The organism is Parabacteroides sp. PH5-46, from assembly GCF_029892785.1.
In the GTDB taxonomy this organism is placed as follows: Bacteria; Bacteroidota; Bacteroidia; order Bacteroidales; family Tannerellaceae; genus DFXE01.
The window spans coordinates 16,074-36,364 of record NZ_JARXXA010000019.1 but is presented as its reverse complement, the minus strand read 5'-3'; the positions used below and the strand labels follow the sequence as shown (position 1 = coordinate 36,364).

Annotated in this window: 12 protein-coding genes; 2 read left to right on the top strand and 10 right to left on the bottom strand. The window is 41.6% G+C overall.

The features are described 5' to 3' along the window. The 10 genes from M2470_RS15960 to M2470_RS15915 form a co-directional block, all read right to left on the bottom strand. Positions 1-1,899, bottom strand: coding sequence for a glycoside hydrolase family 172 protein (locus tag M2470_RS15960; RefSeq protein WP_280746043.1), 1,899 nt, complete (start codon positions 1,897-1,899; stop codon positions 1-3). Between the two features lie 84 nt (positions 1,900-1,983). Then, the gene (locus tag M2470_RS15955; RefSeq protein WP_280746020.1) at positions 1,984-4,536 is read right to left on the bottom strand and encodes a GH116 family glycosyl hydrolase; all 2,553 of its coding nucleotides are present in this window, start codon (positions 4,534-4,536) and stop codon (positions 1,984-1,986) included. Between the two features lie 239 nt (positions 4,537-4,775). Next, positions 4,776-6,506, bottom strand: a complete 1,731-nt coding sequence (locus M2470_RS15950) for a RagB/SusD family nutrient uptake outer membrane protein (protein ID WP_280746021.1) — start codon at positions 6,504-6,506, stop codon at positions 4,776-4,778. A 36-nt stretch (positions 6,507-6,542) separates the two neighbouring features. Beyond that, positions 6,543-9,443, bottom strand: a complete 2,901-nt coding sequence (locus M2470_RS15945; RefSeq protein ID WP_280746022.1) for a TonB-dependent receptor — start codon at positions 9,441-9,443, stop codon at positions 6,543-6,545. An 89-nt stretch (positions 9,444-9,532) separates the two neighbouring features. After that, entirely contained in the window at positions 9,533-10,729 is a 1,197-nt protein-coding gene (locus M2470_RS15940) for a glycoside hydrolase family 172 protein (protein WP_280746023.1), read from the bottom strand. 63 nt (positions 10,730-10,792) lie between these two features. Beyond that, the gene (locus M2470_RS15935) at positions 10,793-12,565 is read right to left on the bottom strand and encodes an L-fucose isomerase (RefSeq protein WP_280746024.1); all 1,773 of its coding nucleotides are present in this window, start codon (positions 12,563-12,565) and stop codon (positions 10,793-10,795) included. A 135-nt stretch (positions 12,566-12,700) separates the two neighbouring features. Continuing rightward, positions 12,701-13,855, bottom strand: coding sequence for a DUF6786 family protein (locus tag M2470_RS15930; RefSeq protein ID WP_280746025.1), 1,155 nt, complete (start codon positions 13,853-13,855; stop codon positions 12,701-12,703). Between the two features lie 99 nt (positions 13,856-13,954). Beyond that, entirely contained in the window at positions 13,955-15,121 is a 1,167-nt protein-coding gene (locus M2470_RS15925; RefSeq protein WP_280746026.1) for a glycoside hydrolase family 172 protein, read from the bottom strand. Between the two features lie 29 nt (positions 15,122-15,150). Continuing rightward, positions 15,151-16,608, bottom strand: coding sequence for an L-fucose:H+ symporter permease (fucP, locus tag M2470_RS15920; protein WP_280746027.1), 1,458 nt, complete (start codon positions 16,606-16,608; stop codon positions 15,151-15,153). Positions 16,609-16,659: 51 nt separating this feature from the next. Further along, the gene (locus M2470_RS15915) at positions 16,660-17,679 is read right to left on the bottom strand and encodes a LacI family DNA-binding transcriptional regulator (RefSeq protein WP_280746028.1); all 1,020 of its coding nucleotides are present in this window, start codon (positions 17,677-17,679) and stop codon (positions 16,660-16,662) included. A gap of 598 nt (positions 17,680-18,277) precedes the next feature. On the opposite strand from M2470_RS15915, the gene mce reads away from it, so the two are divergent. Both mce and M2470_RS15905 read left to right on the top strand, forming a co-directional pair. Then, a complete protein-coding gene (gene mce, locus M2470_RS15910) occupies positions 18,278-18,688 on the top strand; it encodes a methylmalonyl-CoA epimerase (RefSeq protein ID WP_280746029.1) in 411 nt (136 codons plus the stop codon). 36 nt (positions 18,689-18,724) lie between these two features. Continuing rightward, the gene (locus M2470_RS15905; RefSeq protein ID WP_280746030.1) at positions 18,725-20,278 is read left to right on the top strand and encodes an acyl-CoA carboxylase subunit beta; all 1,554 of its coding nucleotides are present in this window, start codon (positions 18,725-18,727) and stop codon (positions 20,276-20,278) included. Positions 20,279-20,291: the final 13 nt, after the last annotated feature.

Genomic DNA, 20,291 nt, shown 5'->3' with positions numbered 1-20,291 from the left:
CTATTCTATCCGTTCCAAATAGATTCTATCCAACTCAAACTCATCAGATTCTCTGTTTTTCCGTATGTGGAAAGACAGGGAGTTTGTTTGAGGAGTCAGTTCTATATCACCGATATATTGTTTATGCTTCAACTCTTCGGTAGAGGCTTTTGTGGAGTTCCAGTCCGTGAGCTGTTTCTGTCGTTGCCAGATGCAAAAATCGGCGCCATTTTCCTTCTCAAAATAAGAGATATGCACTTTATATTTCCCTTCGGGAACGTCATTCAGCATAATGCGCACCATCCCGGAGGGTGAAGCGATCAGGCGGATGCCTCTTCGGTGTATGACATTTACGCCGCCTCCTACCGTAATATCCATCAGTTGAGGGTAATACTCATGCTCTTTCGGTATATATACGGTTCGCAAGGCATCATTTGTTTTCATTACTTCAGAGAGAGGGGTATCACTATAATAATAGGCTACCGATGTATAATCTACCGGGTATTTATTTCCTTCCGGCCCGTGTTCTATTCCAATATAAAGCTCTTTCTCATAAGGCATTTTATCTGTCAGATAAAAGCGATATCCTCCGGTTCGCGCCATCGGCAATGAATAGTCCAGAGAACCATGAAGCGGAAGGCTAATGCCTCTGTCCCATCGGTCTAACAATGCATACCATCCCCCATTATAATAGTCTTCCGACCCGGTTCCGTGCATACGCATTTTACCATCCACATAGGTAGAATCATCCCCTTCAAAAAAGAGAGTCATTCCTGGTTGAAGCGCCTGCGCCAGGTGAACAGTCCCCACATAATGCCCTTTCCCTTTCAGGTCGGCAAAGGTATAATACTTCCCTTCCGGCGGGTCTATCTCCCTTCTCCAAACGGAATAGAACTTACCTTCTGTTTCCTTGTTTCTGGGGGTGTCATTGTAATACACTTTGGTATGAACCTGAACGGGATTTTGCTTGGCCGAACTTCTTTTTTCATAGACCAAGGCCAGCTCCGCTTTTTCGTCAAAGGGTAAGGGCATATAGCTGTAGTTTATATCCTTATATTTGCCCACTAAAAGGCTACGCATGGCTGTTTTTCCGAACGCATAGCCAAAATAATCTGCCACCGGAGCCTGGATAGCCGGTACTGATTCATGATCCCATTTACCTTGCAACAGCACATCTTTCTGAAGGCCTTCAAAGGAGTTTCCGGCATCTATTTCCAGCCCGACAATACGTCCTCCGTTTGCTTTTTCAAAGAACGGGATACGCTGTCCGGGTAATAAGGTAAATGTTTTCTCTTCCACTTTATAGCCCAAAGAATTACCTGCCGCAAAGTGTTTTACAGAAGGAGCTATTTCAGACCATATTCTGCATACGTCTTTTAGGAGCGCTTCCTGCTGCTGATATCCCTCGGGAGTATAAGAGTCTACATTGTAGCCTTGCAGATCCCTGTATTGTATCTGATGGAACATAATCTTTTCTCCTTCAAAAACAATCTTGCACGATTTCTTATACGGGATTGGAATATAACAATAAAATCCCCCGACTTCATTGCCGCAGATGGGTTTCACAAACGGATATACCTTGCCCGAGAACAGATCGCTGAAACAGACCCTCAGGCGAGCCCGTTTCTCCCCGTCAAAGTAAAAGGCTAGCGTATCGTTTGTTGGAGTGGGCGTCCAGATACGATTGATCACTCCCGGGCCTTTTAAATCGGCTATAACCAGGTGTCCGTTTTCCTTCCGGATGTATGAATACCTTCCCGAGAAACCGTCATCATTCCCCCCTGTAGTATCATAACTTGATAGCTGTTCCACAAGGCAATTCGTTCTGTATTCCGGTAATAAATCCACTCTTTTCAGCAGACTTATTTCTTCGGAAAGTGAATATAAGCCGGCTTTCCCTTTTTTGTTCTGTGCCTGCATACTACTGATGCCCAAACTCATCATTAAAAGTAGCAAAACGTATACAAATTGATGTACTTTCTTCATATTGTTAAATTAAACTGTTTACTCTTCATTTCCTGACACCACATACCGTTTCACGTCTATTGTGCCGGAAGCTACCGACAACTCAACTTTACCATTCTTCAGGCTTACAGTGCCATAGCCGGTTTCCGTACTCAGGAAACTGCTAAAGTCGCCTACCTTCGAATCAACATACAAGGTCTTATCTACTGCATCATATCGTACTCCGGTTAAACCTTGCAGCATCGCATAGCTCGACATAGCACGCGCATACCAATGCCCGCATTCGTACTCATTGAAGGGGTTGCGGATACGTCCGTCGTATCTGTCGCGGCAGGCACGTACGATATCCAAACCCTTATCTACCTCGCCTAACAACATCAAGTGAGCAGCTACCTGATATTCTATACCTGTCCAAACCTCATCGCTATATACAAACGGGAGGGATAACTTTCCGCCCTTCGGCCAGCTACACAACAAGAGGCCTCCATCGTTTCCGAAGGCAAACGCCGGGCGTTGCGGATTATCGTGTTTAGATAAATCTTTTATTAAATTATATTTATGGATAGATACCAAATGGCTTCTTGTCTTTGCCTCGTCCAAGGGTTCTTCCAAGCCGCTGACACGTGCCATTAATGAACCGAAAACACCGTCTGACAAGCAACCCGTCCCGTATTGATATTTAGGCCCTTCTTTTTTAAGTACTTTCTGCGCCTCTTCGGAATAGCTAACAGTCCAGGAGGTCATTTTAGTTGGATCGGGTGCTTTCAAGTCTGTCCACTGAATTTTCTGGATATAATACTCACCATTAAATAGTTCCGAATCAGTATAGGCTTTCCCCTTCGCAGCTAATTCTTTATAAGCTGAGGCATCTTCGCCTAAGTAGTCGCTCATCGCGATAAACGCATTTAATGCGCCTACGTAGAAACTGTTATGCATTCCGTTGGGTCCCCAGAACTCAATATCATATGTATTATGGTGAGGTTCTTCTATCAATCCTACCCGACGGGGATCCCATGTATCGATACAATAATCCAAACTTGCTTTTACTTTGGGATACATATTTTTGACAAACATCTCATCTCCGGAGATACGCCAATCGCGATATGCTTTCATAATCCCCCCTAATTGTCCGTCGGCTGCTGAGTAGAAGTCGTGCGTAACCGGACGGATCGGCAGGTTGGAGCGGAACGTCTGATGTCCTGCTTTGTTTTGGTCTTCTTCAAATTCCGTATGGCGCAATGTCCTTTCCAAAGCGGGGAACAGATGAGGTATAGCTTGCGCGTAATTCCACACATGGTTACAGGAGCCATGGCAACATCCACTATTGTCTCCACAACCTTCCCAAGCCCATAAGCGGCCATCATGCTGCCTCAATACGGTTGGCGATTTTAATATAGTCAGGTTGGCAGCAATTGCTTCTACTACTTCGGCAGGCAATGAAGTATTGTAGAATGTTTGAGTAAATAATTCGCTCTTCCGGTAAAGGTCTTCATAATTCGCCTGCAGGTATTTAACTACTTCATTTACATTGGTAAATTTAGAACTATACCAAGGTCTGTAAGTTTGAACATCTTCCGTTGAACAACAACCGGAAGCCGGGTCGCATTGTGCAATATTGTTATCTGCCTGATCTGTAGGATCTCCTCCTATGCGCATGCTAGTTCCGGGAACATACCAGGCGGTAAAGACTTTTATAGTTTTCTTCTCGCCTGCTTTCAACTCAATCGGGACATATAAAGAAGCACCCGGAGCATTCTTGTCAACCGGAGCAACGGCCGGAGATTCAGCGTTTTTTACGACATTCCATGTCATGGTTAAACCATCAAACCACCCCCCTCTGAACCAACAATGATTCACGATTGTATTCGGCTGATCTGTATATATAGCAAAGTCCCCCTGTAAGAAAGGTTCTTCCTTTGTTCCTGTTTGGGATAAAATAAACCCATTATTCATAGGTTTCACGCTATTTTCTCCTTTATTATGCGCTCTCATAAAGTTTCGCGTATTGAAAGAGAAGATAGTTTCCAGTGATTTTCCTGAGTTATTTTCAAACGTATATTCTAAGATACCGACCGATAAGCCGGAATTATCCGCATCGCCCGGTATAAACGGACTCCACGCGTTGATGGAGACTTTTAAAGGGATATCCCCATCCTGAAGATTTATTTCTGCAAACGGGAAACGAGCGTTGAATTCCGCGTGTTGGAAGCGAGGTAATCCATAGTTAGCCCCTGATGCGCCATTCCCGCTACCCGGAGCACCAAACTTACGCCATTCCGGAACAGGGCCTTCCAGTATCTTAGCTCCGTTTTCAATCCCCTTTACAGAGATGGCTGCAAAAGCGCCAGGTTCATGAAACACCTCCGGGCGATTGCGAACTGACATATGCGAAATATAGCCTGTCCCCTCTATACAATACATCCCGGCCCCCAAGCCACCAATAGGGAAGGCTATCCGTTCCAGGTTTTCGCCAGTGTACACTCCATTATATTGGTGAACACTAGTTGTTTTCACCGATTGAGTCTCACCGGAACAACTCGCCAAAAAACAAGCAATGAACAGTAAATAAAAAAGCTTCATGTAGGTTTTCATAAGAATACAAATTAAAAATATAGGTATACAAGTATTTCGTTACAGCTTACATTCAGCCCTTCAACTACATAAAAACTGTTCATCTTCAAATATTATACCTGAAAGCAAGCTGAAGGGTAATCCTTCAGGGATTTCCACTGACAACCAATCTGTTGGATACATTCACACACTAATGATTTTTAATTGCATACGAGCAAAAAAGAATTGCTCGTATGCAATATATACATAATACTTTACGCTTACATCAAATCATGCGGATTTTGCTTAAGATTTTGATTTGCACTCAATTGCTCAAGCGGAATAGGCATCCAGTCATTCTTGTGAGAAGAATAAGCTGGCTTACCAAACCAAGCCCGTGTAGACATTTTATCGAAGCGGCGGGCATCCTGACGGGCCTTCATCTCACCAAAGAATTCCCAACGGATTTCATGCCACATGCGGTCTTCTGTCAACATATCAACCGTTATAGGCTTAGGAGTTTCAAACGCGCGAGCACGAATCTGATTTATCAGTTCAACAGCTCCTGCCTTGTCACCTTTTCTGAAGAGACATTCAGCCTTCATCATCAAAATATCAGCATAGCGGAAGATAGGAAGGTCATTATTCATATCCGCACGTCCGCCATCTTCAAATTCGTATTTATTCAGACGCGCCCCATTATATTCGTTAGCAAACTTATAGTTAAATCCCTGAAGTTCATCACGATGTTCAACACCTGCCGCATCTTTCCATGTATGGATAAACTGTACTTCGCGTTCGCTATCCAGGTCACCACTTGCGTTCTTGGCAGCAAACGGATATAAGAAGAGGCCTTTCCCTTTGCTTTCTTCTGTACACAGAAGCATACTACCATCTTTACCAATTTGAGGACCATATAAGAACCCTTTTGACCATCTCAAATCAGGATTTTCTCCCGGTTCAAATTTGTCCCAGATACCATCTCCATTTGTATCCTCCAGAATACCTTTCCCGTCTGTGCCTCCCCAGTCGAAGCTTTCAAAGAATTCGGGTACCATACACATACCGTTCCAAGGCTGTGTTTTGGTTCCAAACTTTTCAGGATGGGAATAATGCAAGCCTTTATTGGGTAAATAGAAACCTTTTGCATATACATCATCATAAGGAATTACAAAGATATTTTCCCGGGAACCTTCATTACTTGCACGAAAATTAGAAAAATAATCATTTTCCAATTGATACTTCCCTGATGCAATCACTTTATTACATGCTTCAATACATTTATCCCATTCCGGATCTTTCCATGTATTTGGCTCCGGGGATTCGCTTTTAAATACATGTGCATTCAAATAAAGCCTGGCCAGTAACGAATAAGCAGCCCATTTTGTAAAGCGTCCGTAAGTAGCTGTATTAACGTCTTCTGATAAAAACTCAATATTCTCGGTTATATCTTTCAGGATATTCTGATAGATCTGAGGCTGTGTTTCCTGTTGAGGTAAAAATCCCGGTTCCAGATCATAACGATCTATCCAGGGTATATTACCAAACATATCTAAAGCATAGAAGTAGTAATAGGCACGTATCATCTTCAATTCTGCCATAAACTGCTCCTTATTAGGAAACTCCTTATCCTTCAATATATAAAGCAAGCGGTTACAGGTACTAACTCCTCCGAAACAATAGTTCCATGGACCTGTACATAAGGCATCTACCGGGTCTAACTGGAAGGTATGTGCACGCCAAAAACGCCCACCTTCATACCAGTGCTGTCCACGTGTAGGAGAAATCATGTTCCCGCTCATATATTCCTGTATCTCGAAAGTTACATCAAAAAGTCCGCGCATACCACCGTATGCAGGAGCCAAGCCAGCTAAAATTTCTTCTTCTGTTTTGAAGAAATCATCCACTAAATACTGTTCATACAGGTTCTCGTCCAGATTTGTACAAGAGAAACTTCCCAATAGAAAAACCGTAATAAGGAAGCCTGTTATTTTATTTTTAAATGTATTCATATCTATATCTATTGAATTTTATAACTATATGTTCCTTTAAAATGTCAACTGTACTCCCACATTAAACGAACGCTTTTTAGGATACTTATTCTGCCATTCAAATCCGGGAGTCATACCCGTTACATCCAGCTCGGGATCAATACCTGAGAATCCGGTGAAGGTATACAGGTTCAATCCGGAAACATAGACTCTCGCTTTCGTTAATGCAAGCTTCGGAATACTAAAAGAATAGCCTAAGGTTACATTATCAATTTTTACATAACTTCCATTTTCCACATAATAATCAGAATACTTAGGATCATCATACAGAGGACTATCCAATGCCGACTTAAATACATTTAAAGGGAACAGCGTTTTGTTCTCATGGTACAAGCGCATCATATTAACCAACTCAAATCCGAATGCACCTCTTAACATAAGCGACAGGTCAAAGTTCCTATAAGAAACAGAGGTAGAAAGGTTTGCGTAATATTTAGGAATACCGTTTCCTATCACTCGTTTATCTGCTTCTGCATTATCTCCTTCTACACCATTGAAATCTTTAAATACCCATTTACCATTTTCATCAAACCTGTCAAATACAAGTCCATAGAAGTTCCCTATAGGCTTACCCGGCTCTAAACGGTGTGTGTACGTATTTACTCCTGGTGCTCCCAGCCAACCTTCATTTGTATAATCACGCGTATATACGCCATCGGAAAGTGTTAACAACTTATTTGTATTGTAAGAGAAGTTTACATTGGCATCCCAATACAAATCTTTATCTCTGATAATTACCGGATTTAATGTTATTTCCAAACCTTGATTACGTAATGAACCAACATTCGTATAAGTTTGATTATACAAATTAGGAGGAACAGGCACACTATACCAATACAAGAGGTCGGTTGTCTTGCGGTTGTAATATTCAATGCTACCTGTCAAGCGGTCATTAAATAAACCAAAATCAACCCCAACATTCAACTCACCTTTCTTCTCCCATTTCAAATCCGGGTTCGGATTACTGGCTGGTTGCACACCTCTGATCCATTGTCCGTTATAAAGCATACGAGGAGCATCATCTTTTAACCTGGAAAGAGACATATAATTTCCATTGGGTACACTTCCTGTTACACCGTATCCAGCTCTTATTTTCAAAGAAGAAATAACATCTCTCGTACCATCCATAAATGCTTCTTCCGACATCATCCAACCGGCAGAAACAGCCGGGAAATTACCCCACTTATGATTCGCTCCGAACTTAGAAGAACCTTCCCGGCGCAAACTAGCCGAAATCATGTATCTTCCTGCATAATTATAATTCACACGACCAAAGAAAGCAATCAACTTACTATCATTCTTATAACTCGTCATAGCAGCACGTCCATCCTGAAGGAAGTCTCCGGACTCAATATTATTCCACAAAAAGTCGTCATTCAGGAAGTTATAATTATCAGCCCATAAGCCTTCTGCCATGGAATCCTGATAACTGTAACCCACAATAGCATTTAAACGGTGATTCTTAGCCACTTCTTTATTGTATTCTGCTGTATATTCTACCGTCCTGTCTTCTGCCCAGTCCGACCAACGTACGGCTCGGCCATGCTGTCCATTCACGCGAGAAACATACATATCGACAAAGTCATTAAATCCGTGAGATCCATCTTTCTTTTGATAGGCTAATAATGTTCCAACTTTTAGTCCGGAAATAATTTCAAAATCAGCTTTCAGATTCACTAAATATTCATTGTTCTTCCGTTCTTCATCTCTTTGTTCCAAAATCCCTACCGGGTTATAGGTATCCCACTGAGCTATTTCATTTATTTTTCCGTTTTCATCATAGATTGGTGCTGTAGGATTTTGTTTAACAGCCTGATTATAGGCATTACTCCACCACATACCTCCTTTTGTCAAGGTATTCTGGATATTTAAACTGAGTTTTAACCTATCATTTATAGCAGAATGATTCACATTCAGACGGGTTGTCAGAAAATTCTTTTCCGTTGTTTTCATGATCCCCTGAATACTTTTGTAAGTAACAGATCCCAGATAACTGGTCTTTTCACCACCACCACGGAATGTTATATTATGCGAGTGATTGATAGCTGTCCGTGAAATAGCATCATACCAATCAGTATCATGCCCGTAATCCTGCATAGATTCTGCAAAACGATTAGGATATCCGGCCGCTTTTTGCTCCGCCATATAGGCACGCCATTCGCTTGCGTTTAACAAATCAGGAGTACCATACATGGTGTCAAAACCGAACCAACCATTATATTCTACAGTATTGCGTTGTGCTCCTTTTCCATTTTTTGTGGTTACAATAATCACACCACCGGTACCACGTGTTCCATAGATAGCAGCAGCTGAACCATCCTTCAGCACGTCTATTGACTCAACATCTTCCGGCTGTAGACTTCCCAGGCTACCACCCGGCACACCATCTATAACGATCAGCGGTTCTACACTACTCTCTAACGTAGCAATACCTCTTAATACGATTGTAGGGTTACCAAATGGGTCACCATTTACAGAAGTGATAGCCAAACCGGCTACTTTTCCCTGGATTAACTGAGAAGGAGATACCACCGGGCCTTTTACAAAGTTTTCAGACGTAATCTTAGTAATAGCACTTGTTACCTCTTCCCGTCTTTGTGTACCATATCCTACAACCACCACCTCGCTCAGGGCTTTTGTGTCGTCTTGTAATGTGATGTTGATTGTTGTATTATTCCCTACGGCTACTTCCTGCGTAACATACCCTATATAAGAAAATGCAAGCACGGAATTTCTACCGGATATGGTAAGCACATATTTTCCGTCAAAGTCTGTTATTGTTCCATTAGTTGTACCTTTTTCAGTTACATTTACCCCGATAAGAGGTTCTCCTGTATTGTCTTTTACTATACCATTAATAGTAAGACTACCTTGCGCTGCAACTCCTAAAGTTGCCATAAAAAGACAAATTGTAAACAACAGAATCGATACACACGATCTATAATAATGTTTTTTCATAACCTGAATTTTAATCTAAATAATATTCACTATTCATTTCCCCAAAGTTTCGAGCCATTCCCTTTGTTCTTTCTCCATTCGTGTCTCCACTTGTGAATTTCGTTTACTCCGATAAAGGGTTTGAGCTTTCTCATTTCTTTTGTTGGTGCCGTAGGGATAACAGATGCTTCGCTTTGATACCAATAAGCAACGGTAGCCATGTCCAATGTCAGGTTATTGTTATGCCCGTGTTCTATAGTTCCTTTCAGGCTGGTTTCAAAGAATACCGGATCATTGATAAAGAAGCGATAGACGTGGGTACGTCCTAACCAACCGATGTCGTCATTCACCCTCGGATAACCAAAGTGCGGATGTGAGAATTTTTCTTTCGGACACCAGGAGGTATTAAAGAAATCTTCCGTTCCCGTACCAATCAAAGAAGGCATGGTTTCTCCATCGATAAACCACATATCATCCCCTTCTCCATACCACATGGGTGTAGGGCAATGCACATAATAGTTTATACCTACAAAATGGCCTTTTCCTTTGATATCGGCAAACACATAATTGTTTGCTCCGTTTTTGTTTTCTCCTTCTTTACCTACAACTCCCCATTCTGTTTCACCTTCCGGAAGCGCATCCGTCAACTCATGATTATACCAGGCATGGAAACGTCCCATATCCTGAGGTAACTTCTTTACTTCCAGATAATCTACATAAAAATAGAATGAACTGATTGTAACGTCGGACTGATTCTCTATTTCTATCTTGGCTCCATTGGCAAACGGCATTTGGAAATAGGAAGATAATCCCGTACCATTCCCAGGCCCGGCAGACAGCGGCAACGAAGCATAATTATACTGCTCATTCCAGCCTTGTCCAAAGAACGGACCAATAGGAGATTCAACAGATGGATAGGACTTATTATCCCAATACATTCTCAAAATAATATCATTGCGATTTAGTACGTTAGGCCCGGGAGCAATCGTAATCCAGATATGATTAATAATGCCCGCACCAGATACCTCAGCAATTGTACGGGTTTCCCCCGGCTTAATTGCACTAAAGTGGTCTCTGTTATTACCTGATTGATCATAACTGCTGACACGACGATTACGTACTCCACTCTTCATTTTAGCCAGATCATACATTTCTCCTGTTACATTTACCTGAGAGTTAGCCTCAGTAAAGCACAGGAAGAAAGCACACAAGAAAAACAAGAGAGTTTTCCAATACTTTTTTTTCATAAATTTCCCGATTTAATTGTTTAACAATACATGATTTATAATTCCCCTTGTTAGAGTTTATTTCTATTTATATAATGGTCCGTAAGTAGCACATGCCCTATAATCTGAACCTTCTATATCCGATCCGAAAGCATTCCAGGCAGATGGGCGGAATATCTTGTCTTCTTCCACATTATGCATACAAACAGGAATAGATAGCATAGAGGCTAGTGAGATCAGATCGGCTCCTATATGTCCGTAACTAATCGCACCGTGATTAGCGCCCCAGTAGTTCATCACAGAGTAGATATCTTTAAAATGTCCCTGCCCTGTTGTTTTAGGAACAAAGAAGGTAGAAGGCCAGGTCTTATCTGTTCGCTTATTAATCAGGTCAAACACATGGTCCGGGAAGGTAGCCGTCCATCCTTCAGCTATTTGCAGGACAGCTCCGAGTCCTTTTACCAGATTCAGGCGACACATCGTCATCGGCATACCCGCTTTGGTAAGGAAATGTGACGAATAGCCTCCTCCACGCATATATTCTAATGAGGAAGGATACCAGGTTACTGCCTGAAGCATATCATCCACTTCCTTGTTAGTGATCTCCCAAAATGGCTTCATTACCGGTTTGCCGTCTTTTGTCTGACATCCGGTACCATCCAATGTACAAGAACCTGAGTTTATCAAGTGTATCGCTCCATCTTTCAGCAAGCCATCCGGTTTCCAGCCACTGATACGCTCTATGGCTTCCGGACTCCAGTATGTCCGGACATCGGCAAATATCTGAGCAGTATTGGTTAGCAACTTGCCGAACAACATGGAAATAGCATTTAAGTGGTCGTCTTCCGTTGCAAATGTAAAAGGTTCACGAATGCCGTTCCAGTCGAAGGAGGAATTAAGGATTGCTTCCGAAAAGTCTCCGTCAGGCATGAAGTCTGTCCATTGGCGTTGACCCTGAAAACCTCCGGCTATGGCATTGTGTCCCATGGCTTCTTCCTGATGTCCCATCTCGCCCAGCACTTCGTTTCCGGTCATCAGATCACGCATAATCATTGTCATCTTAACCACGAATTCCCAGTCTGCATCTTTCTTTTCGCGTGAAAACTTCAAATGTTCGGGATTAAAGTCTTCTCCTTCCCTTGGCATGCAGTTTTTCTTTGTCCACTCCAAAGCCTTTTTGTATTCGTCTTTGTCATATATTTCCTGTTGTACACGGCGAAGTATCTCGGAGCAATCAACATATTCCGTCCGCATTCCCAGATATTCCTGTAAGAAATCAGGATTAACGATTGAACCGGCAATTCCCATTGAAACAGAGCCAATTGCCAGATATGATTTTCCACGCATGATAGCAACCGCCAAGCCTGCCTTGGCAAAACGGAGTAGTTTCTCTTTTACATCGTCAGGAATAACCGGATCGGTCAAGTCTTGCACATCCCTTCCGTAAATACCAAACGTAGGCAAACCCTTCTGGTTATGAGCGGCTAATGCAGCAGCCAGATATACAGCTCCCGGACGCTCTGTCCCATTAAATCCCCAGATTGCTTTGGGAATCAGGGGATCCATGTCTATTGTTTCCGACCCGTAACACCAACAAGGGGTTACCGATAAAGAAACACCTACATTTTCTCTCGCGAATTTTTCCGCACAATTGGCTGCTTCTTTCACGCCGCCTATACAAGTATCAGCTATGATGCATACTACAGGCGAGCCGTCCGGATAACGAAGTGTTTCACTATAAAACTTAGCAACTCTCTTTGCCAGCCCCATTGTCATGTCTTCCAGTGATTCGCGGATACCGCGCCTACGGCCATCAATAATCGGACGAATGCCGATTTTAGGAAATGTTTCTTTCATGCTTTTGCTTATTTAAATTGTTTCGTTTTACCACAAAACTATCCCTGGCAGCCCGCCGGAGCAGGCTGTCTACAATCAATAACACATTGATTGTTAATGGATATTATTTATGTATTATCTGTTAATTGTGTCTCATCAAAAAACTTTTTTCAGTTCATTCAGAGAAATATTGAATAGTTTTTCCACAATATTTGTCAAATCTGCTTCTTCCCCTACAAAATGGAAGACATTATGATTATGCTTAAGAGATTCCTGAGGAGCAATAAAAGCTGCGGGAGAGCAACTTTCCAACTCCAGGAAAGGTCCCATAATACTACCATCCTCTAACGGTCCGTCATTATACGCATTCAATGCATCACCCACCAAAGGATCTTTTGAGGGATTCCACTCCTGATTCAGGTACACAGCATTCGGATCAACGTCAAACGTACATATTGTCAAGCGCTTTGCATCCGGATCATAATTACCGGCAATGGCTTTCGTCCGTTTCGCGTTCATACCTAGTTTGCTACGATATTTACCATCCGTTTTAAGAAAGACCATTCCTTCTTTTACTTTATAGTGGCTGGCTGGTATCTCTCCGAAATAGTCAGTTGTTGCTATAATCCCTAAGTCTTTCTCATCTCCTTCGGCAAAAGGAATAAAAGTAACCGCTTTGGGACCCGGGTTAAACATATCCAGCATCCAGATACAGATGGTTCCCGTATCTTTTGTCCATTCAAAATCGTTCAGATTGGTAATACTATTTTCCGTAGCATAAGCTACAGCCTGCACTTTCTCATTTGCCGAGATACCTAGCTTTGCGCAAATAGCAGGTATTTCCAGTAAGCGTACGGTTCTGTTTATCTTAAGTTGCAGCTGTGTTCCCTGATAGTTAGCTACTTCCATTGTCTTTTCCATTGATACACTTTTGGGGGCAATAGAAACTACCGACCAAGGCTCTATATCAATGGGTTTGGGAGTATGCCAGTTGTCATAGACCTGCTCCGTTTCCGGCTTAAAATAAACAGAGAATTTACCCCCTTCAGGCCCCAGCCAGAAGCGGTTCTCTCCCCCATAGCCATTCATGTGCTCGCTAATTTCGTCAGAATCCAACACATCATAATTCAAATAGCCTAAACTTTTACCTTCCAGCCCGGTAGCCGTAGAGGTAAAAACTTTTGCCTGGTATTTGGGAGATACAATGATTCTGGCTTGTTCGTCATCACTCGTCAGAACCGCAATCCGGTTATCCTTCTCCGACAAATAACGCAAATCAAAGCCAAAAGTTCCTTTATCATATTTATCCATACTTTCCTTTTTTGAATAGTTACAGCCCCACATGATCAACGCGATAAATACGCATAAGCAGAGTTCCTTTTTTCTCATACGTTGAGTAATAAATTGTTATTAATTAACCTCCATTTCTTCCCACTTGGGCAGTTTGGGGAACTTATTATGTGGTTCGGCCTGATACCAATAAGTAACAGAAGATATATCAGACTTCTGAGGCAGATAACGTCCGCCATGTCGCCATCCCAGGTCCTGAATAGTAACTCTCAGATCTTTGTCAAAGCGAATAGGGTCTGTTATATGCCAACGGTACAAGCCAAAACGTTGTTGCGATCTGTACACTCCGTCAGGGCGGATAACCTGGTGTAATCCTGCATATGGCGTACAGAATTCTTCATACTGTCGTGTTGTTTTATTCTCAAAATTATAAGAACCACAGAAATAGTCTTCCGCACCGGTTCCACAAATAGTTGGGAATTTGGTATCACCATCCATGAAGAATTTGATTTCTCCTTCTCCCCACCAGCCATTATTATTCACTCCCCAAGCCATATATACACCTACAAAATGGCCTTTTCCTTTTATCCCGTCTACAACAGTATAATCCGATGTAAGATTCGGATTTGTTCTACGCCACTGAGCATGGAAATAAGCGGCATCTTCAGGAACATCCGTCAATGTATAATCAATCTGATAATACAAGGTCATCGGGTCATTGTCGTTGATATTTTCCATCGTTATCTTACACTTCTTGCGGAAAGGCATTGTCCAGTAGCAATTAAAGGCACTACCCGGATTTACACAAACAGCAAGTGATGTTAAAGGAGCATAAACACCCCATCCCATAGCGAAGAAATCACCTACCGGACACTCTACAGAAGGTTCTTTTTCGTCATCCCAGTAAATACGCATAATCGTGAAACGCCAGTTTCCGGTAGGAGTCATCCAGATATGCTGGATGGCACCGGGACCTTCGATTTCGGCGATTGTTATCGTTTCACCCGAGTTGATCCGGATATACGGATTTACTTTCCAACCTTGCCCCAAATCGCGTGCTGCATGTGAGGCATTTGCTACATTCCGCTGATCTTTGTCCTTTATATCCGCCATTCCGCCTTTTCCTTTTTCTCCGGTAAAGTTTTCCGGGCTTATCGAGCGGGTTTTCGCATTGGATAAGCGATACAGGTTACCCATATTCGAATCTAAGCCATTATAAGGATACTGCTGTCCGAACATAGCCAAAGAGCACAATAAACAAATCAGTAAAAAACCGGTTTTTTTCATGATAATCAATTTTTATAGTTAGTAAAGCATTAATTTATTTGTTGTCTACGGCATACCGTAATACTGTAAAACGCAATGATAGCAAAAGCGATAGCCGGTACCCAGTAGGCTGTCGTAATACTGGAAGAATCAGACAGGATACCTTGTATCTGCGTCAGTAATGCAGCGCCGGCAATAGCCATAACCATACCGGCTCCCCCGATCTTCGTATCTTCGCCTAATCCTTTGATACCTGTTCCATAAATGGTAGGAAACATCAACGACATACAACCCGATATACACATCAACGAGTAGACACCTACCAGGCCTGTTCCGTAAATAGTAAGCAAACAAAAGAAAACAGCTGCCACAGCCAATGCCGTTAAAATTTTATCAACCCGTACATATTTCATCAGCCATGTACAAACAAAACGCATCAATACAAACAATATCAAAGACATAATGTAGTAGGTTGCACCGGCTTGTTCTGCAGTCCGGGGTAAAAGATCGTCAAGGCCTATAAACTCACAGAAAGAATAAAACCCTCCGGCTACCGGTTCTACCGAACGAAGAGCTGTGATAATCTCTGCTGCAGAAGCATTGCTTCCTAAGGATGAAATAACAGCATCAAAATTAAGCTGTTGCATCACATAACGGATAATAAAAGACCAAACAGCAATCTGTGCTCCTACATAGAAAAACTGGGCTACTACTCCCCATACATAATTTTTGTTTTTGAATAAGCGTTTGAAAGTCCCTACAAAGTCCAGCTTCTGCCCCCCTTCTTTTAAGTTGGGCATACGGGTAAGGAAAATAGCCAGTAGTAGTATAGCCATAAAAACACCCAGCCAGACATATGTCATGGTTACGGCATTTAGTTCGGCTCCCTGGATGGATGCAAGCTCCGCAGGAGAAATAGTATCTCTTTCGGCTGCCGTTAAGATGTTTAATTGCGATAAGATAAACACCTGGCTGATAACAACTCCACTAATGGCTCCGAAGGGATTAAAAGACTGTGAAAAGTTCAACCTTCGTGTGGCACTCGACTCCGGACCTATCGCATATACATATGAGTTGGCCGATGTTTCCAGAACAGAAAGCCCTGCAAATAAGATAAAAATGGCAAACAAATACATGCCAAAACTAATCTCGGCATTAAACTGAAGACACATCTTTGCAGGATAGAACAGCAAGCAACCTAATATATATAAGGCAAGCCCTCCCATTACACCCGCTTTATACGTATATTTTTTAATAAACAAAGCACCGGGAATTGCACAACAGCCATAGCCCAGAAGATAACAAACTACTTGAATCCAAGCCGTCTTCGAGTCTGAAAGGCTCATAATACGTTTAAAAGCGGCAAGCATGGTATCCGTTAGGTTGTTAGGAACGGCCCATGCAAAAAATAGCATCGTCAGGAGAATAAACGGCCATAAGAGATTACCGCTTATTATCTTTTCTTTTTGTAAAGAATCTTTTTCTTGTAGATTGGAAGTAGTTTTCATGTTATATATAGATTATTTAATTAATCGATTAACTTTGTTGAGCAAAAAAAATCAGTTATCCTGATATTCAATCAGTTTTGCAGAAAGCTTACACATAATAAGATCTGCTTCGTTGTCGCCGTGGTTGGTAATTTGATCGATCAACAGATCAACAGACGTTCTTCCCATTTTCGCAACGGGCTGACGTACATAAGGAATTGTAATGTTCATAAAATCAAAGGCATCACTCTTATCAAAGCAAACTATCTGAATCTGCTTTTGTATTTCTATGCCATGGTTCAGCAATTCTTTTATACCTATAATAGAGATACTATTGGTTGTAAAGAAGATACCATCAATCGTTTTTTTCATAGAAACTATTTTTTTTACACTGCTTGCTATATCTTCTGCAATATTAGCATAATTTATTTCAAATAAAAATTCCTCATCAAAACGATTAACTTCTGCCAAAGCATCATGATAACCTTTCTTGCGTTCAATCATGTGCTGAAGCTTACTTTTATACATAAACAAACAAATATGCTTGCATCCATTATTCAATAATGAACGGGTGGCATCGTATGAAGCCCTATAATTATCAATAATAACATTATTGGTTTGAATATTAGGAAAATACCTATCCACCAACACCAAAGGTTTATTACTTTCCACAAGTTGTGTGATATAGGAATCGCCATCTTCGGTAGGTACTATGATGTATCCGTCTACTTGTCTGCTTTTCAGGATATCTATCATTTCTCCCATCTTTGTACTGCTTTCATTCGTATTGGCTATAATGACAGTATATCCGAACTTCTCTGCCTCTTCCTGAATATATAAAGACAAGGTTCCGAAGAAGGGGTTTGAAATATCGGCAACTATCAGTCCTATAGTCTGTGAGCGTCCTATCCGAAGACTTCTGGCCAGTCCGTTTGGCAGATAGTTCATCGATTTAGCAGTTTCACGTATTTTTTCAGAAATTTCTTTACCCACACGCCCTTCCGCAGCTTTTCCGCTAAGCACTAAAGAGACTGTAGCCGTCGACACTCCCAAGGATTCTGCAATACTTTTTATGGAAACTCGTTTTTTCACAATATTAAAATAATCAACAATTGAGTCTGAATTTGTTGCAAAACTAGTAGGTTAAACGTTTTAGCTAGCATAAAAAAAGATGTTATATAGCAGATATGCAGAAAAAGCATCTTTTTTAACATAAATTTAAACACGAATCCCCTCAATATCTCAACCTATCAACCGACTCTAATTATAGGTATTCTTCCATCAGGCAGAAAAGAATGTTTTTTACATCAAGTACAACAACCGAAAAAAAGCGTGCATGCTTTTATCGAAAAGTATGCATACTTTTTGCAAAACGCATGCATACTTTTCACAAAACACATGGGTGCAATTATCAAAAAGTTTCAACCATTTGATAAACAATAGGATACAAATTTACATATCGGATAGATACTAAATAGTAAAAAAATACAATAAGCCGGAAATATCCACCTAGTGTTCTTTTATCTTTTTCCTCAAATTGAAAAACGCTATTCATCTAATAATCAAACACTAAACAAAGAAAGAAAAGAAAGGATAAAAAATAAAGAATTATTTCTTTATTCATAAATAAAGTGTGTACCTTTGCGCCCATAATTATAAACGTATTACTTAATTACTAATTTTATAAGAAATGAATATTACGCATATTGAGCATCTTGGTATTGCCGTAAAAAGTATTGAAGCTTCTTTACCTTATTATGAAGGCGTTTTAGGGTTGAAGTGCTACAACATTGAAGTGGTTGAGGACCAGAAAGTAAAAACAGCGTTCTTCAAAGTAGGCCAAACTAAAATCGAATTACTGGAACCAACCAGTGACGACAGTACAATCGCCAAATTTATTGAGAAAAAAGGAGAAGGCATCCATCACATTGCATTCGCCGTTCCATCTGTACAGGAAGCGCTTGACGAAGCAGCTTCAAAAGGCGTCCAACTAATCGACAAAGCCCCTCGTGGCGGAGCAGAAGGTTTAAACATTGCTTTCCTGCATCCGAAATCCACCTGCAGCGTTCTGACAGAACTTTGCATGGAAGGAGAAAAATAACACAACAAACATTTCTAACAACAAATCAAAATAACAATGAGTAACCAACTTGAAAAAGTAAAAGAGCTTATCGCCCTTCGCGAAAAAGCGCGTCTTGGTGGTGGGGAAAAAAGAATTGAAGCCCAACACAACAAAGGTAAATATACAGCTCGCGAGCGTATTGCCATGTTACTAGACGAAGGCAGTTTCGAAGAGTTTGATATGTTTATGCAACACCGTAGTACCAATTTCGGTATTGAGAAAACAAAATTCCTGGGTGATGGTGTAGTAACAGGCTACGGAACAATTGATGGCCGTGTGGTTTACATATACGCACAAGATTTCACTGTTTTCGGCGGTGCGTTATCTGAAACCCTGGCTCTGAAGATTTGTAAAGTAATGGATCAGGCCATGAAAATGGGAGCACCGGTTATCGGACTAAACGATTCTGGTGGCGCACGTATCCAGGAAGGCGTAAATGCTCTTGCCGGTTATGCTGAGATATTCCAGCGTAATATTCTGGCATCAGGTGTAGTACCACAGATTTCCGGTATTTTTGGTCCTTGTGCAGGAGGTGCTGTTTATTCTCCGGCATTGACCGACTTTAACATCATGACACGCGGAACAAGCTATATGTTCCTAACAGGTCCTAAGGTTGTTAAAACCGTTACAGGTGAAGATGTAACCCAGGAACAATTAGGTGGTGCAAGCGTACACACAACCAAGTCCGGAGTTGCTCATTTTGCCGTTGACACAGAAGAAGAAGGATTTGTATTAATCCGCAAACTGCTGAGCTTCTTGCCTCAGAACAACCTCGAGGAAACTCCTCTGGTAGCATGTCAGGATCCAATCGACCGCTTGGACGATGTATTAAACGAAATAATCCCCGACAGCCCGAACCAGGCATACGATATGTATGAAGTAATCGGAACCATTATAGACAACAATGAATTCCTAGAAGTACATGCCGATTATGCAAAGAATATTATAGTAGGTTTTGCCCGCTTCAACGGACAATCGGTAGGTATCGTAGCCAACCAACCTAAAATCATGGCAGGATGCCTTGACAGCAATGCTTCACGTAAGGCAGGCCGTTTCGTTCGTTTCTGCGACGCATTCAATATTCCAATCGTAACATTGGTAGACGTACCTGGATTCCTTCCCGGAACAGGACAAGAATATAACGGTGTGATCCTTCACGGAGCCAAATTGCTTTATGCTTACGGAGAAGCTACTGTACCTAAAGTAACCGTTACATTGCGTAAATCATACGGAGGCGCCTATTGTGTAATGAGTTCTAAACACTTACGTGGTGATATGAACTACGCATGGCCAGCTGCCGAAATCGCAGTAATGGGCCCCAGCGGCGCTGTAGAAGTAATCTTCGCAAAAGAAGTTGCCGCCGCAGAAGATCCTGCTAAAGTTTCAGCCGAAAAAGAAGAAGAATACAGAAAGGCATTTGCAAACCCGTATAATGCGGCTCAATATGGCTACATCGACGATGTAATCGAACCACGTAATACGCGTTTCCGCATTATCCGTGCTTTACAGCAGTTACAGACAAAGAAGCTGACAAACCCTGCTAAGAAACATGATAATCTGCCTCTATAATTCTTAAAACGAT

Coding starts and splice junctions, on each gene's coding strand:
- M2470_RS15925 (WP_280746026.1), bottom strand. CDS start 15,121: ATGAAAAAAACCGGTTTTTTACTGATTTGTTTATTGTGCTCTTTGGCT.
- M2470_RS15935 (WP_280746024.1), bottom strand. CDS start 12,565: ATGAAAGAAACATTTCCTAAAATCGGCATTCGTCCGATTATTGATGGC.
- M2470_RS15945 (WP_280746022.1), bottom strand. CDS start 9,443: ATGGCAACTTTAGGAGTTGCAGCGCAAGGTAGTCTTACTATTAATGGT.
- M2470_RS15930 (WP_280746025.1), bottom strand. CDS start 13,855: ATGGATAAATATGATAAAGGAACTTTTGGCTTTGATTTGCGTTATTTG.
- M2470_RS15950 (WP_280746021.1), bottom strand. CDS start 6,506: ATGAATACATTTAAAAATAAAATAACAGGCTTCCTTATTACGGTTTTT.
- fucP (WP_280746027.1), bottom strand. CDS start 16,608: ATGAAAACTACTTCCAATCTACAAGAAAAAGATTCTTTACAAAAAGAA.
- M2470_RS15955 (WP_280746020.1), bottom strand. CDS start 4,536: ATGAAAACCTACATGAAGCTTTTTTATTTACTGTTCATTGCTTGTTTT.
- M2470_RS15940 (WP_280746023.1), bottom strand. CDS start 10,729: ATGAAAAAAAAGTATTGGAAAACTCTCTTGTTTTTCTTGTGTGCTTTC.
- mce (WP_280746029.1), top strand. CDS start 18,278: ATGAATATTACGCATATTGAGCATCTTGGTATTGCCGTAAAAAGTATT.
- M2470_RS15905 (WP_280746030.1), top strand. CDS start 18,725: ATGAGTAACCAACTTGAAAAAGTAAAAGAGCTTATCGCCCTTCGCGAA.
- M2470_RS15960 (WP_280746043.1), bottom strand. CDS start 1,899: ATGCAGGCACAGAACAAAAAAGGGAAAGCCGGCTTATATTCACTTTCC.